At 36.0% G+C, this 16,038-nt stretch carries 16 protein-coding genes; 14 read left to right on the top strand and 2 right to left on the bottom strand.

Annotated elements, in window-relative coordinates; genetic code table 11:
* Positions 1-96 precede the first annotated feature (96 nt).
* From ACZ11_RS11440 to ACZ11_RS11415, 6 genes are all read left to right on the top strand, one after another.
* Positions 97-795, top strand: coding sequence for a response regulator transcription factor (locus ACZ11_RS11440; protein WP_049666160.1), 699 nt, complete (start codon positions 97-99; stop codon positions 793-795).
* On the top strand, positions 792-2,240 hold the full coding sequence (locus tag ACZ11_RS11435) for a HAMP domain-containing sensor histidine kinase (RefSeq protein ID WP_049666159.1): 1,449 nt from the start codon (positions 792-794) through the stop codon (positions 2,238-2,240). Before ACZ11_RS11440 ends, ACZ11_RS11435 begins: the two co-directional genes overlap by 4 nt.
* Positions 2,240-3,301 (top strand): LolA family protein, encoded by a 1,062-nt coding sequence (locus ACZ11_RS11430; RefSeq protein WP_049666158.1) that lies wholly within the window; start codon positions 2,240-2,242, stop codon positions 3,299-3,301. The genes ACZ11_RS11435 and ACZ11_RS11430 overlap by 1 nt, the downstream gene beginning before the upstream one ends.
* 10 nt (positions 3,302-3,311) lie before the next feature.
* A complete protein-coding gene (locus tag ACZ11_RS11425; protein WP_049666156.1) occupies positions 3,312-3,533 on the top strand; it encodes a hypothetical protein in 222 nt (73 codons plus the stop codon).
* Positions 3,534-3,683: 150 nt separating this feature from the next.
* On the top strand, positions 3,684-4,253 hold the full coding sequence (locus tag ACZ11_RS11420) for a DUF6434 domain-containing protein (protein ID WP_049666155.1): 570 nt from the start codon (positions 3,684-3,686) through the stop codon (positions 4,251-4,253).
* Between the two features lie 188 nt (positions 4,254-4,441).
* Positions 4,442-5,389, top strand: coding sequence for an MBL fold metallo-hydrolase (locus ACZ11_RS11415; protein WP_049666154.1), 948 nt, complete (start codon positions 4,442-4,444; stop codon positions 5,387-5,389).
* A 28-nt stretch (positions 5,390-5,417) separates the two neighbouring features.
* Here ACZ11_RS11415 and ACZ11_RS11410 read toward each other — a convergent pair whose 3' ends face one another.
* Complete coding sequence (locus ACZ11_RS11410) at positions 5,418-5,738, bottom strand: YrdB family protein (protein WP_082172757.1); 321 nt, start codon at positions 5,736-5,738, stop codon at positions 5,418-5,420.
* Positions 5,739-5,901: 163 nt separating this feature from the next.
* On the opposite strand from ACZ11_RS11410, the gene ACZ11_RS11405 reads away from it, so the two are divergent.
* The 7 genes from ACZ11_RS11405 to ACZ11_RS11375 all read left to right on the top strand — a co-directional run bounded on the left by ACZ11_RS11405 (position 5,902) and on the right by ACZ11_RS11375 (position 13,275).
* Positions 5,902-6,708 (top strand): hypothetical protein, encoded by an 807-nt coding sequence (locus ACZ11_RS11405; RefSeq protein WP_049666150.1) that lies wholly within the window; start codon positions 5,902-5,904, stop codon positions 6,706-6,708.
* A 509-nt stretch (positions 6,709-7,217) separates the two neighbouring features.
* Positions 7,218-8,666, top strand: a complete 1,449-nt coding sequence (locus tag ACZ11_RS11400) for a tetratricopeptide repeat-containing diguanylate cyclase (RefSeq protein ID WP_049666148.1) — start codon at positions 7,218-7,220, stop codon at positions 8,664-8,666.
* A 357-nt stretch (positions 8,667-9,023) separates the two neighbouring features.
* Positions 9,024-9,524, top strand: a complete 501-nt coding sequence (locus ACZ11_RS11395) for an amino acid oxidase (protein WP_236690841.1) — start codon at positions 9,024-9,026, stop codon at positions 9,522-9,524.
* Positions 9,525-9,688: 164 nt separating this feature from the next.
* On the top strand, positions 9,689-10,204 hold the full coding sequence (locus tag ACZ11_RS11390) for a sigma-70 family RNA polymerase sigma factor (protein ID WP_049666144.1): 516 nt from the start codon (positions 9,689-9,691) through the stop codon (positions 10,202-10,204).
* Positions 10,191-10,853 carry a TIGR04104 family putative zinc finger protein gene (locus ACZ11_RS11385; RefSeq protein ID WP_049666142.1) on the top strand — a complete coding sequence of 221 codons (663 nt, stop codon included), beginning with the start codon at positions 10,191-10,193 and terminating at the stop codon, positions 10,851-10,853. The genes ACZ11_RS11390 and ACZ11_RS11385 overlap by 14 nt, the downstream gene beginning before the upstream one ends.
* Before the next feature lie 147 nt (positions 10,854-11,000).
* Positions 11,001-11,576: a biotin transporter BioY gene (locus tag ACZ11_RS11380; RefSeq protein WP_049666140.1), complete on the top strand. Its 576-nt coding sequence runs from the start codon at positions 11,001-11,003 to the stop codon at positions 11,574-11,576.
* 124 nt (positions 11,577-11,700) lie between these two features.
* On the top strand, positions 11,701-13,275 hold the full coding sequence (locus tag ACZ11_RS11375) for an amidohydrolase (RefSeq protein WP_049666138.1): 1,575 nt from the start codon (positions 11,701-11,703) through the stop codon (positions 13,273-13,275).
* A 41-nt stretch (positions 13,276-13,316) separates the two neighbouring features.
* Here the strand turns inward: ACZ11_RS11375 and ACZ11_RS11370 are convergent, their stop codons facing one another.
* Complete coding sequence (locus ACZ11_RS11370) at positions 13,317-13,532, bottom strand: FeoB-associated Cys-rich membrane protein (RefSeq protein ID WP_049666136.1); 216 nt, start codon at positions 13,530-13,532, stop codon at positions 13,317-13,319.
* A 257-nt stretch (positions 13,533-13,789) separates the two neighbouring features.
* Between ACZ11_RS11370 and ACZ11_RS11365 the strand changes: the two genes are divergently transcribed.
* Positions 13,790-15,559, top strand: a complete 1,770-nt coding sequence (locus ACZ11_RS11365; RefSeq protein WP_049666135.1) for a glycerophosphoryl diester phosphodiesterase membrane domain-containing protein — start codon at positions 13,790-13,792, stop codon at positions 15,557-15,559.
* The last annotated feature ends 479 nt before the right edge of the window (positions 15,560-16,038 follow it).

Below are 16,038 nucleotides of genomic sequence, written 5' to 3'. Positions count from 1 at the left end.
GTGACGGATAGCCGTATCTATGGTAATTATAAAGAAAGTATAAAGTTCAGAAAAAATGTCTTTTTACATAGTAAGGTTAGTACAGGAGGAAAACAGATGAAAGAAAAGCTATTACTGATTGAGGATGATACGGCGATTGGACGTATTGTGAAGGATACGCTTGAGCTGGAGGGTTACCATATTACTTGGGCAACAACAGGACTTGAAGGGCTAGCGGATTTTCAAGCGGATACGTTCGATTTAGTGTTAGTCGATTGGATGTTACCTGAGATGGATGGTCTGACGGTTTGTCAAAATATTCGTTGGGAAAGTGATGTTCCTATTTTAATGATGAGTGCACGTAAGGAAGAGTCAGATAAGGTTGAGGGTTTGCAGGGCGCTGACGATTATATAGCTAAACCGTTTAGCTTAGAGGAGTTAAAGGCACGTGTAGCCTCACACTTACGTCGCTGGAAACGTTATACGAAAAAAGAGATAACAGAAGATGTTACATCCTTTGCACACGGCTTAAAAATTGATTGGCAAAAGGAAACAGCGCGCCTTGATGACCAAGAGCTTGCCTTAACACAGAAGGAATTTGCTCTGTTAAAACTACTTTCGAAAAATCCAAGCCAAACTTTTTCAAAAGAAGAGCTCTATCAGCATATTTGGCAACAGGCGAGCGTAGATGACACACATACAGTTACAGTACATATAAAAGCACTGCGAGAAAAGCTAAAGGATCCAGTTAAAACCCCTTATTACATACAGACTGTTTGGGGGAAGGGCTATCGATTTATTGGTGAACCGCTATGAAAATAAAAACATGGTTACTTATCACTTTTTTCATTGTGATGGTTTTACCGATAACAGGTGCTTATAGCCTTTATGTATGGATTAATGCCTATTATCATGAAAAAAGCTTTGAAGAATATTTTGAAAAGCTGACAGAGCTTAATGATATAAAATCTGTTATAGGTAATCCTGAATTATATAAAAGAAATGCAGATTTGAAAGAAGTTAATACTTTTACGAATGATCAGCTAGCTATTACGCTTTATTCCAAAACGGGTATTGTTTTGTATTCCTCCAATCCGTTGACTACTAGATTTGCGTCGAAAGAACAAGTTTTTAAGAACCTATATGAACTAAAACAAAAGTACAACGCATTTATGTATAAAGAACCGGTTTATCAAAACGGCGAATTGCTTGGAATTTATGAAATTCAACTAGTTCGGACGGACTGGAAACAGGGAGTAGAAAATCGTTCTTGGTTTGTATTGGTCGGTGCAATATTATTGTTTCTCCTAATTTATATGGCGGTTATATTGCTACTTAATCGCAAATTGAATCGACCACTGCAAGAACTAATGAGGCAAATGCGTGCTTTTGCAAAGGGGGAGCATGTGGAATCGAATTTAGTGGCAAGAAAAGATGAAATTGGTGAACTTGCTCAAACCTTTCTTGCCATGCAGGAAGAAATTGAAACTGCTCGTGCTCATTTAAAAGCTGAACAACAGCAGAAGGAGCTAATGATTGCAAGTATTTCGCATGATTTGAAAACACCTCTTACAGCTATTCAAGCATATGCGGAGTCTTTACAAAGCAAGGTGTTATCGGAAGAACAGCAGGACGAGTACAGTCAAATTATTTTAACAAAGTCTGAAACGATGAAGCATATGTTAGAGGATTTACTAATGTACACTTTACTGCAATCTACAAGCTATAATTTGGACCTTTTAGCAGTAGATGGGGCAGAGTTTTTTGAAATGGCACTATCTGATTATGAACAGCTAAGCAAGGATCATGGATTTATGCTTGAAGTTACTTGTGACATAGAGGGGATATATGCAGTTCATCCGAAGCAGCTTCAACGAGTGATCGACAATTTAATGAGTAATGCTTGGCGCTACGGGTCAGTAGGTACGACGATAGGCATAGCAGCCGTAAGGGCAGGAAAGTGTCCAATATGGTGCTTTGATTTTGTATCGCCAGCACAGGAACAGCAAGATGGTATGTATATCATTGTGCAAAATAGCGGGCAAGGCGTAAAAAAAGAGGATATTGAGAAGTTATTTGAGCCCATGTACCAAGCAGATACGGCAAGAACAAAAGCCGGGGAGCGGGGAACTGGACTAGGATTAAATATAGCAAAACAAATAATTGAAAAGCATGGTGGGACAGTAGAGCTCGTATCGAAAGAGGGCTATGGAACAGCTGTACTTTGCTGGTTGCCACCATATAAAGGAGAGATTTCATAATGAATTGGAAAAAATCATTACGTGCAGCAGGTTTAATTGCAGCACTAACATTTAGCTTAGTTGGTTGTAATACAGAGGGATCATATTCACCACAGGAAATTATTGATCAAGCATTGCAGGAAACGAAAGAACCACTTACTTATTACGCTGAATACAAAATGGATATGGGTGACGTTGGTGGAAAAGCTCAAGTCAAGGAGTGGGCTAAAGATGGTAAACGACGAATCGAGACAACAGCTGAAAATGGTGAACATATCATCTCAGTCAACAATGGTTCACAAGTCATTATATATGATGTTGTAAAAAACACGGTTCATAAAATGGATTTAGGCGAAGACGGTTTAGATGGATTCCAATCACCAAGAGATCAGGCAGAATTACTATTTAATCTAGTAAAGGATACACATGATGTGAAAATTGATGGAGAGGAAAAGATTGCTGGTAGAGATACGTATAAAATTGTAGCGAAAGCAAAAAAAGATGATACTTTAATAGGTGATATAGAAGTATGGGTTGATAAAAAAACATGGGTAACATTAAAAACAATAACGAATAGTGCTGGAAATAAAATGATAACAGAGTATACGAAAATGGATGAAAATGCAAAAATTGATGATGCACAATTTACAATTGATATTCCAAAGGATGCAAAAGTGGAAGAAATAAGTGGATCTGAATTAGTAAAACTGGAAACAGTAAAGAACGAGCTTGGCGAATTTTTAATGGTGCCAGAAGAAAATGGACTAATTTTGGAGCAAATTTCATTAGATAAAGGGATAGAAAATCGTTCAGAGTATACCTTTAGTTATGCGAAGAATGGTCAAGAAGATATTTCAGTAACAGTTTTTAAAGCAAATAGTAAAGCTACAAAGGAAGAGCCTATTTTAGGAGAAAAAGAAATGGACATCCGAGGTCAAAAAGGTACTGTAATGGATGAGCAAAATTTCCGTTGTATTAGCTGGCAGGAAAACGGCTATCAATATAGCATTTTTCTTGCAAACTCTAAGCTAACAATCGAAGACCTTGTAGCATACGCAAAACAAATGACCATCGTTAAGTGAGGTGAATTGTATGAAGAGCAATGAATTTATTAAATGTCTCGCATTGTTTTTATTTAGCACAGTTTTTTTATACGGTATAGGTGAAACATATGGTGTCCCGTGGCTGCAATTTCATTTCTTCGGACAATACAATGATGGAGGTTTATATTTCAGTTTTAGTTCTTTAACCCCTATACTTGGTGGCTTACTAATTGTTGCATTATATGAAACGAAGATTAAGCGACTTATTTAATATAATGAGAAAATCCATTCTGAAAAAGAGTGGGTTTTCTTTTTTTAGGTGTTTTCGTAAAGTTTGTTTCTATTTAAAATAATAAAATTTGATTACATTAAATAGGAAACATTCTATAATATGAATGTGTATTTATAAGGAGTGTTATGAATGAGACCTATTCTTACAAAAGAAATTAGTATTCAAGATTTTATGGATTATTATTGGTTGAAAGAAGAATTGCAAATATTTTGTAGAGATAATGGAATAAGCGCATCGGGTTCTAAAATAGAGATTTCAGATAGAATTGAAACATTTCTTTGGACAGGAAAGATAAAAAAACCACAGAGAAATTTAAAGGCTAATAATAAATCTCGAACTATCAGTGAACTCAGCCTTGATACAGTCATTACGGAAAATCATCGATGTGGCCAAGATGTGAGAGCATTTTTCAAGACTGTAATTCCAAAGTTTCATTTTTCTACCTATATCCAAAACTACATTAAAAACAATATTGGAAAAACGTATCGTGATGTTGTAGGTGCTTGGTATGAAGAAGATAAACGCAAGAAAGACCCATCCCACCAGAAGAAAATTCCCCCTCAGTTTGAATACAATCAATTCATTCGTGACTTTTTTTCTGACTCAAATAACAAAGGAAAAAGTCGTGCAGAAGCGATTGAAGCTTGGAATAAAATTAAGAAACTCCCTGGAAGCAACAAATATATACCTGAAAATTAGACTATTAATAGCTTTTAACATCTATACTATTAATTGATTTGATTTTTGGTATTTTCCATTTTAAAGCCAGCGAAACCAATACCTCATTGTAAACCACTCTGTTAGTAGGATAGCAACAATCTTTAAGAAACAACCTTTTTTAAAGTTTGAATGCTATAATATGTAAAAACTGCTAGGGGGAGCTATGAATGGAACAAGAGATAGTAGAAACAGAATATTTTACTTTGCATACTTTATGTGATGGTGTGTTTGCTGCCGTTGCTAAACCAGGTCAAGGTGCTTGGAGTAATGCGGGAATAATTGATTTAGGTGACGAGCTTCTAGTTTTTGATTCGCTCAGTACTCCATCAGCGGGGGAGGAGTTAAGACGTCAAGCTGAAAGTTTAACGGGTAAGAAAGTAAAGTATTTGATTAACAGTCATTATCACGGGGATCACGTTTTTGGAAATCAAGTATTTTCAGATACAACGATTATTTCTACATATGTAACGGAGAGAATGTGCAAAGAAAAAAATAAGATTGAAGATTATGAGAAGGAAAAGCAGGACATGAATCACTATCTGCTTCAGCTAAAAAAACAAATCGATTCAACAGAGGACACCATTATAAAAGCGAGTTTGATCAACCAATATCAAGAAATGTCGAAAGTGTTGGAAGACTTATCTCGATTGCAAATTGTGTTACCATCCATGTTGTTTGAAGAAAAATTGACCATCACTGGTGCAGATAGAACTGTGGAATTATACTGTTTAGGCGGAGGACATTCACCGAGCGATACATTTATGTACTTACCTATAGAAAAAATAGCATTTATGGGTGATATAGTGACAGAAGATTTACATGTACCGATCTATAACCCTGAAGATTTCTTGTCCATATTAAAGCGAGTTAAACAAATTGATATAAGTAAAATTGTACCTGGTCATGGTAATGTTACAGATATGGCTTTATGCGATACATTAATTGAATATTTGTCTTTAATCACTCACCGCGCGAAAGAAGCTATTCAATACAAATTGTCACTGGAAGAATTTATCTCTGGATTTGCTATACCTAAAGAGTATAGGGAATGGAAGGGTGTAAACGGTATTAAAGCTAACCTTACAACGATATACACTTACCTTCAAAAAAGCTAAAAATCCACCTTTAAAAAAAGTGGATTTTTTAGCGTTGATGAAATACGGACAATAAAATCTGATTAATGATAATTAGTATTGCAAATACAATAGCTAATTGTGTTCGTCCTGTTGCATATAGAGCTATGACGGCTAAAGAGAATACTACTAATTCAAGAATAAAATGCAAAGCTCCATCCAATGGAAAAGTTGCTTTAGGTGAACCAAACAAACTCCAAATAACTACGAACAAAGCCGGTACTCCAATACCAAGTAAAAGCTTGAAGAATATGCCCTTCCCAGTTTGTATACCCCAATACCCATAAGCCAACAATCTTCGAACGTATTTAACGATACACAGCTTACTCATTTTGAAAAAATCACACGCATCAATTGGGGCAAACAAGACGAGGGATATTACACAAAAGAGGCGTTTGAACGCTATAAGAACGTAGTTGCCATTTATTATTATGCGAAGTCACTTGGTCTTCATTATTCTGAGGCAGAGCTAAAAGCTGTGAGAAATGAGCATTATGAAGATCTTGTTAGGATACAAAAAGTACCTGAATATGCTGATCTTTTTAAAGAAGAGGGAGTCGAAAAATATTTTAAAAAGTATCTGGAGCCGTTGTTACCAATGTATACAGCTAAAAAAAAAGCTTGATACCTTTTTTCTTGAAAAATACCCCACTTTTCCGAAAGGTATAGTACAAGAAATAGCCGCTCAAGATGCTCTTCGTTATTTTGATAAACATTTTGTAGAGCAGGCAAAAACGTTTGAAGAGCAAAATGGCATCAAGAATTATTATAGTAGCTCACAAGGAATTATGTATTTGGGAACAGTTATAAAAGTAGAGGTAGAATCCAATGCCTTTCTATTTGTTGAAGGAGTTATTCCGAAGGACTTAGAAAACCTTTCCCAAGAGCAAATCGTGAAAAAGTACCCAAAAGCTACTTGGTATCCGGTTTTGGATGATTTCCCTGTAAAACAAGGAGATTATGTCGGAATAGAATCAAATAGTAACCAGTCGATTGATGAAAATGGAATTGTCACACACTACGGCGTATTAAACAATATGGTAATTAGTGAACCAACAGTTACTACTAAGCTCAACATTCAAAATGAAAAGGAAGTTATACAATTCTTTCGACAAACAGAGTGGCAGCCTGACAAAGATATAGGAAACCCTCCAGATTATTCATTTATGCTAGCAGGAGTTCGTATAGATGTCTGGCTAAGTTATGGTCAATCACTTTATTTGAATAAAGTAGGTTACGGTACCGTACATCTTAGTCAAAAAAGATCAGAAGAGCTAAAGAAGATATTAGGTATTAAATAATCTTAAACAGACAATCCTTTGTTCTTGCCCACTTGAAATGAAAATCAGCCTTAAATGGTTTATTAATATTAGGTTGTTGATTAAAGTGAAGGTTGGGCTACTCCAATGGGAATCACGGCGATAAAGATGTGTGATAACGCCTTCGTGACTTGCCCAAGGGCTCATTGGACGCTTCAAGGAAAGCGGTCAGCCAAAACGAATATCACCCCATTTTATGGTGACATCATTTTCATTCCAACATTTTTCAAGCCTCTTTAGAGCAGAGGCTTGTTTTTTATTTGTCAGGAAATTATAGTTATTGTACTGTCTTGAACTACCCCCACTTACTTACTAGGCTCCCTTTCCATTTTACAGAGGGTGTATCACCATTTTGGGAGAAATGAATCACTATATGGTATTTTAAGATTAATTTTACTCATTTATTTGGAAATAAATGAGTCCGAGGAATTGTAATATTATGCGCATAAAGATAGTATTAAAGAAGTAGGGTGAATTTAAGGAGGGGCGGTATGAACACACAGGATTTTGAAGAATTATGGATTACACTAAATGAATTGTATGAAGCGAATCGCTTTATAGAATATATAGAACTAAGTAGTGTCGCAATTGAAAGTGCTATTGAGCTTGGTATGTATAAAAAAGCAATTCTGTTATTGCGATATAGCTGTGCAAGCTATTTCCAAACTGGTGATTTGCAAGTATCCATTAGTGTGCTTGAGCAGTATCGCGAATTAACCTTTCAATATGGCGATGATATCGATTTAATCCATCATTATATTTTAGCAGCTATTTATTGGGGGACGTCTGGCCATATAAAGAAGTCGAAAGAGTTTATGATAAAGGGACTAAAGATTGCTGAGCGTATTCAACATATAGATAGTATAGGGAAAATTTATAATAATTTAAGCGACTTAGAAAACTCATTAGGGAACCATCAAAAAGCGAAGGATTTTGCTTTAAAGAGCTTATACTATGCTAATTATTTTGAGACTAAGCATGAAAATCCATTTTCAGGGATTAATTATTCAAAAATAAACTTAGCTGTTGCACAAATTTGCTTGGAGGAGTTTGATGAAGCAAGTGAATTATTGCAAGAGCTGTTAGTGACGATTCAGAAACCACCTTATTCCAAGGTACAATTGGAGGTTATAAATGCCTATGCATTACTTTGTGAAAAACAGGGACGCATTGGCGAGGCCATTGATTTGTACCAAAAGTCAAAGCACTATGCTTTACAAAATAATGATTTATCTATGCTTCAAACGATCTATAATTCTTTGGTGAAGCTAATAGAAAAGCAAGGTAATAAACTTATATTGTGTGCGGTACAAAAGGAATATATTAATATTTTATTAGAAATTCAAAGGGAAAATTACACTCATTTATTATTTGAGATGGAGTACAATGACCAGAAAAAACATTTTGAAAAAACCTCTTACATTGATCCATTAACGAATATTTATAATCGACGCTATTTTGATGAGAATGCAGAGAAGATGGTGGAGAAAGCTTCAGTAGAAAATCAACAATTAGCATTGATGATGATTGATTTAGACCATTTTAAAGAAATTAATGATACAAATGGTCATTTATTTGGTGATGATGCTTTAACGATTACTGCTACTACATTAAAGGACTATTTTCAACCTTTTGAGTCGATAGTTGCTCGTTTTGGCGGCGACGAGTTTATTGTACTTTGTCAATTACAAGAAGATGAATCTGTTCAAACGATGACAGAAAATCTCTATCAAACATTAAACTCTCTAACCTTAACAATCAATGATGAGAACGTTCAGTTGGAATTTAGTATTGGCGTAAGTACAAATAAACAAGGCCAGATTACCGCGGTCGAAGAGCTGATTCATATCGCGGACACAGCACTGTATGAGTCCAAACGCAATGGTCGTAACCAAATCACGTTCTATAATCAATATAGCGATGTGGTAAATAGTAAATAACCAGGTCAGATGATGGTACTGGTGGATTTTAAATTGTGATATTTCCAATTATAAAGAATCTGTTTTACTTCAACGAACCAGTCGTTGGAGTTTTGCAGATTCTTTTCTTTTGGTTCTATTTAATTAAGGTGTTGATATATGATTATTAAATTATATATGTTCGAAGGCGGAAAAGTTATGAAGGGAGTTGAGATTATCACTGGAATTATAAAATTTATCCAATGCGGATATAGAACGTCTATTAACGCACCGAAGAAAAATGATAGCATAATAAAGTTTTTGAGAATATTTGTATAATGATAATATAAATGAAAGAAACATAAGTAAGCTTAGTTAATAAAACGAAGGGGAATAAATTTGAAAAAAATTCTATTAATATTAAGTTTGTTATTTTTAGTTGCGTGTTCAAATGATGAAGTTAAATATGATGGAGCACCTTTAAAAATTGCTGTAGTTGGTGATATTCCTAAATTAAATAACGAAAAAATTCATTTCCAACCAATTTCATTAAATGAATTTAGTGAAGATACATTGCATATATCAACAAATTTTGATGCTGTTATAATAACACCAGTGATGTTTGATGAAGCATCAGAAGATAGATTTGTTAAAGTTTATAATAATTCTAAAATACCTATTATTTTTTTTGATTCAACAAAACGTCATTTTCCATTCACAAGAGAGGGGCTTACCTATGAAACAGCTCATTGGGAATCATTAAATAATGGTTCACATACGACAATTTATTTATCTGATGTAGATGCAAATAGAGAAGATGCTTGGTATTTCTATTTAAAAGATGAAAAAGAGTTAGATACCCTTTACAAAGAGATTTTTCAAAAAATTGAAACGTTATAAAGGTAGATTTTTATGTATTTGCCACTTGAAAACCAGCGTATTCGAAAATTCTCGAATACGCTTTTAATATGAAAAAAAGACTTTCTTTTAAAAAATTTTTAGAAAAAATGAATCGGAAATGAAGTGGCTTCCGTCAATAGTTTAGAAAGAAGGAGAGGACAGCGATGGATATCGAAAAAATTATTGCCGAGCATGGTGACTATTTATTAAAGGTTGCTTATTTATATGTGAAAAATGAAGCAACAGCAGAAGACATTGTGCAGGATGTGTTTATCGCTTTTTATCAAAAGCAGGAGCAATTTCGTCAAGAATCATCATTACGTACATATTTAGTGAAAATGACGGTCAATCGAAGCCACGATTATTTGCGTAGCTGGAAAAGTAAACGACTGACACTCTTTGAAAAAATAACAGGACGTACGACAGCGGTTACGCCTGAAAAAGAATTTCTTGCAAAGTCTACAAAACGAGAGCTAGTGGAAGCTTTGTTTACATTATCGGTGGCATATAGGGAAGTGCTGATTCTCTATTATTTTGAGGATATGACGACAGTAGAAATTGCACAGCTCGTATGTTGTCCAGAGGCAACGATACGCACAAGATTACAGCGTGCTAGAAAGCAACTTGCAACAGCAATCGGTGATTATGATTGGGAGGTGTTACGCCATGAATCAATTTAAAGAAGAGGTGCTAAATGAACTTCGAGATGTAAGTCTTACAGATCAGAAGAAATTAATGATTGCCCAAAAAGCTCGTAGTAAAACTAAACAAAGAAGAAGTAGTCCGTGGCAATATCGCGTGGTACTAGCAACGTTTACGCTTTTTGTCATTGGTTTTAGTTATTTATTATCACACAATAGAAATTCAGGAAGTCATCAGGCATCTAGCTTACAGCAAAAATCGGACACATGGAGTATATGGACATTTTTACAATACGATTTAGTAAATGGTATATTGCTTTTTAGCTTTTTTGTAGGGATTGCTTTTATTGTTAAACGCGTATTAATTAAGAAAGGATATGGTCTACCAGTGTGCATTGAGTGTGGGGAAACTTGGTCGGAGAACCAAGCTCGAAAAATGTACCGAAAAAATGGACAACTGGAATGTCCTTATTGTGGGAAAAAACAATATCGCACAAAAAAATCTATGAAAATGGGTGGCATTTTAACATTTCCAATTCCTTTTTTCGTTTTTATGCAATTTGTTTTTGATAATATTACGATTGGAATTATTTTCTTTATAGTTGGTGTTCTTATTTATTATCGTCTATTAGCACCATATGTCTTTGATTTACAAGAAAATGATCCTATCAATGATCCGCTTTGGTAATTTGTGAAGAGAAATTGCTAGTTCACTATAGCAATTTCTTTTTTTATAGCAATTTTTCGAAATAGATTGACAACAGTTTTTATTTGCATTATCTTTGTGTTAACTTGTTTTCAGCATGAGTTAACATACAAAGGGAGGCAATTTAGTTTGAAAAAGAGTAGTACATACAATTATGTGTTAGCGGCATTTGGAGCAGCGATTATTGCTGTTCTTGCACAAGTAACAATTCCGCTACCACTTATTCCAATTACAGGACAAACATTAGCAGTAGGCTTAGTTGTAACGATTTTAGGGACAAGACTTGGTACATTATCAGTACTGCTTTATATTTTACTTGGTGCAGCTAGTCTTCCGGTATTTTCAGGTATGTCGGGTGGAATTGGAATTTTGATTGGTCCAACAGGGGGCTATATTGTTGGATTCCTAGTTAGTGCAATCATTATGGGCTTATATTTAGATAAATTCGGCATTACAATTTTCCAAGCCATCATTGCGAATGTGATTGGGATGGTTGTGACATTGGCGTTTGGAACGGCTTGGTTAAAAATTGTCGGAGATTTAACTTGGACAGCTGCATTTATGGGTGGTGCAGCACCATTTATAGTTGTAGGTATTGTGAAAGCTGTTCTGGCAGCATGGTTTGGCGTAATTGTACGTCGTCGCTTAGAACAAGCACATTTAATTTCTTTCAGTGGGGTCCAAACACCCGCTGAAAGAAGTTAAAGCCTCCGGACGCATTGTTTATTTGCGCGACAGCGGCAAATGTTTTCTGTAGCGAAAGCAAAGCGACAGCTACAATTATGCCGAGGCATAATTGATTAGAAGCGATTGCAAAGGAGGAATTGTTTTGGCAACGTTATGGACAGGTGGAAAAATTTACACAATGGCGCAAGTTGGCGAAACAGTTGAAGCAGTCCTTGTAAAAGAAGGAAAAATTGTGGCGACAGGCTCAGTAGACAGCTTGTCGCCACAAGCTACTTCTATTAGACATTTACAAGGAAATGTAATGTATCCAGGCTTTGTCGATAGTCATTTACATATTATTGGCTACGGGGAGAAATTAAAGCATATTGATGTCTCGAACGTTAGAAGTAAGGATGAGCTACTGGTAATTATTCGTGAACGGATGCTAGAAGTTCCCACTGATGAATGGGTGATTGCTATAGGCCTTAATGAGACACAATTTGAAGATCCTATTTTCCCAACATTAGCGGAGCTTGATGCTCTAGGGGATGCCCATTTAATTATTAAGCGAAGCTGCCATCATTTAATTCTGGCTAATTCCAAAGCGCTGGCATTTGCGGGAATTACAAAGGACACATCATCTCCAGAAGGTGGCGTCATTGATAAGGTGGATGGACAGCTAACGGGAGTCTTAAAGGATGCAGCATTGTATATGATTGTAAACCATATGCCTCATATTACTCCTGAGTATATTGAGGATGCTCTTGAAAAGGCGGTAGTATCCTTGCAATCATATGGTTTAGTGGGTGGCCATTCTGAGGATTTAAGCTACTACGGGCCACCGTTTCAACCAATAAATGCTTTTCGGAAGATTGTCGAGGCAAAGCAATCGTTTAAAGTTCATTTATTACAACACCACACGGTATTTGAGGAAGTTGCCAAGATGGAGGAACTATCTTCTCCGTATCTAGAGTTTGGTGCAATGAAGATCTTTATCGATGGTGCCTTTGGAGGACGAACTGCTGCCCTACGAGAACCATACTGCGATGAGCCAGGCAATTACGGTATGCTTGTACATTCAACAGAACAATTAGCGGAATATGTTAAACTTGCACGTCAGTATGGACAAACAGTGGCGGTTCATGCCATTGGTGATTTAGCCATTGAAACAATTTTAAAAGTATTTGCCGCCTATCCACCCCGCGAAGGACAATTAGATCGTGTTATTCATTGCAGCTTGATTGATGAAGATATTCTAGAAAAACTTGCTGCATTGCCTGTCGCAATAGATATGCAGCCTCAATTTGTGCAGGGTGAGTATTCGGCGGAACTAGCTAGGCTAGGAGAAGAAAGAGCGAAAGGTTTGCACCCATTAAAATCGCTGTTAAATCGTGGATTAGTTGTTGCGGGTGGCAGTGATGCCCCGATTGAAGTGCCAAATCCTTTATTTGGTATATATGCTGCAGTAACAAGACGGAATTTTGGGGAATCCCATAACGGCTACGGTCCAGAAGAGAAGATTTCACGTTTTGAGGCAGTAAGACTCTATACTGTAGGAGCTGCACAAATAATAGCTCAAGACCATGTTCGAGGAAAGATTGAAAAGGGCTATACAGCAGACTTCACAGTTTTAGAAGAAGATCTTTTTACAATAGATATTGAGAACATTCCACAAATAAAAGTCGCATATACGGTTGTTGATGGCCGTATCGTTTATGAAAAACGCTGTAAAGAATAAACTTTACAGCGTTTTTTTCATTCATCAATATTTATTAGGAGCTAGCGCCTTTCTGATAAATTTTTTACTTGATGTTCTAGTGTTGTCACTCGTGTTGTTAAATCATCTACTTTTTGCTGAAGAGTTTCTTGGGGAGGCACAGGAGCTGTAGATTTCATTTTTTTAATCATATTAATCATCACGAAAAATAGGGCCAGGAAAATTACAAGAAGTACGGTTGTACTAATATCTCCAAAGTTAAAAAATGTTTGTCTCATAATTATTAGCCCCCTTAATTTGTATCGATTCTATTATTTACTGAGTTACATACAAAAAAGTTTCAAGAAAATATTTATAGACACTAAAAATACAGAAATCTTATCATTTTTCCTCGCATATTATATGGAACAAATTGTATTTCAAATGCGAAAAGTAATTTAAAATAAATTGCTTTACATATCATATAGGAAGAGCTTATAAAATTCGTAAAGATGCTTAAGATAGGGGATACGATAGGTATGACTGGGGTGGGGAAATGCACAAAGAGGGACAAGTAATGCGACAAGCCGTCTACAATATTTATTTGTATCGCTACGATTATATACAGGTTTTCGCACTGATTAAGTTATTTCAGTTTTTATTAATTGTTCCTATGACGGCTATCGTATTTAAGCTTATGCTGCGAGTAACGGGCTTCACACATATTACCGAGCAAAATATTCAAAGTTTTATGGTGCATCCCTTTGTCATCTCGATGATTATTCTTTTGTTCATGCTCATGTTGTTATTTATTTATTATGAAATGGGCTTTCTTTTTTTAATGGCCTTTTATCAACAACGGGGAATTCGCTATCGATATCTAGACATATGGCAGCAGCTCAATCGTAAGGTTATTTATTTTTTTAGTATTCAAGTCATTTTATTATTTCTTTATATTGCACTTTTATGGCCATTAGCTTCATTTATATTTCCACTATCGTTAACTCAAGCAATGTCCATCCCCCATTTTTTTAATGATGAAATAATGAGCAGTCAATCTGGTCGTTTACTTTATGCTGTTGTAGTAATAGTTTTAATAATAGTGGGTATACGTAGCATTTTGGCATTGCCGATTTTTGCAATACAGCCCAACATATCATTATTTCGTTCTTTAATACAGAGTTGGCGTTTATCAAAGCAGGGCTTGTTTAAACTCCTTGGATTATTAGCTATGCTTGTTGCGGTTCATTTGCTGTTGATGCTTGGAATTACACTTATAAGCTCCTTGCCATTATACATTTTGGAGCGTTTGATACCGAGTACAGCACTGGTCACAGCGGCGATTACTCTTGCTTTTTTAGAAATAGTCTTCGTTGTGTTATTTAGTTTACTGCAAGCAATGTTTTCACAAGTTTTGGTGGCTTTTACTTATAATACGCCTTTAGGCAAGTCAAGGTTTACACCGAAATTTCGGAGAAGGCGCAATAAGCCATTGTTATTCATCGTTTTGTTTGTTTTCATCGCATTAAGTGTGATAAACATAATTTCGTTAGAGAAAAGTGTCTATGCACCAGATACCAAAATTATTGCTCATCGTGGTTACACGGAGGGTAATGTGGAAAATACAATCAGTGGCCTTGTCAGCGCAGCAAGTGCTGGTGCAGACCTAATCGAGGCAGATATTCAGCAAACGGTAGATGGACAGTTCGTTGTATTTCATGATCGAACATTAAGAAGACTTACAGGTAAAAATGGTGTAATCGCCAATATGACGCTCGGTGAATTAAAGACGTTAACGATTCATGCGAATGGCTTTAACGACAAAATTTCATCTTTAGATGATTTTATTGAAATAGCAAAAGCACTGAATGTTTCCTTACTGATTGAATTGAAAGTTCATGGTAAAGAAACGGAAGATGTATTACCCAAGTTAGTAGAAAAACTAAAAGCTTATAAGGTGCTCGATAAGTATTATGTGCAATCATCAGATCCACAAATGATGTCACAGTTAAAAAAATTGGCACCGAACTTACGTGTTGGGATTGTCTATGCATTAAATATTGGTCCAATGGATGAAACGGTTGATTTTATTTCACTTGAGGAAGCATGGGTAACAGATCAGCTTATCGGTGAGATGAAGCAACAAAAAATTGATTTGTTTGTATGGACATTAAATAAAGATCAATCATTACACGATTTTATTCGGAAAAATGTCAATGGAGTCATTACCGATCTTCCAGATGTGGCTCTAAAATTAAGAAAAAAACAAAATCAACGTGAATATTTTATACAGCGTATATTAAACCTACTTCATTTTATGTTTTAAATGAATGTGATTATATGCAATACCTGCGGGAAGCAGGATGAATACTCGCGGAAGCAGGATGAATACCCGCGGAAGCAGGGTGAATACTCGCGGAAGCAGGGTGAATACTCGCGGAAGCAGAGTAAATACTCGCGGAAGCAGAGTAAATACCCGCGGAAGCAGGGTGAATACTCGCGGAAGAAGAGTGAATACACGCGGAAGCAGAGTAAATACACGCGGAAGCAGGGTGAATACACGCGGAAGCAGAGTAAATACACGCGGAAGCAGGGTGAATACCCGTGGAAGAAGAGTGAATACCCGCGGAAGCAGGGTGAATACTCGCGGAAGCAGAGTAAATACCCGCGGAAGTAGGGTGAATACTCGAGGAAGCAGGATGAATACTCGCGGAAGCAGAGTAAATACTGGCGGAAGCAGGGTGAATACCCGCGGAAAAAGAGTGAATACTCCGGAAGCAGGGAAATACTCGCGGAAGTCGAATG

Origin of the sequence: Lysinibacillus xylanilyticus (assembly GCF_001183605.1) — a bacterium.
In the GTDB taxonomy this organism is placed as follows: Bacteria; Bacillota; Bacilli; order Bacillales_A; family Planococcaceae; genus Lysinibacillus; species Lysinibacillus xylanilyticus.
This window is presented reverse-complemented; position numbering and strand designations above follow the sequence as displayed.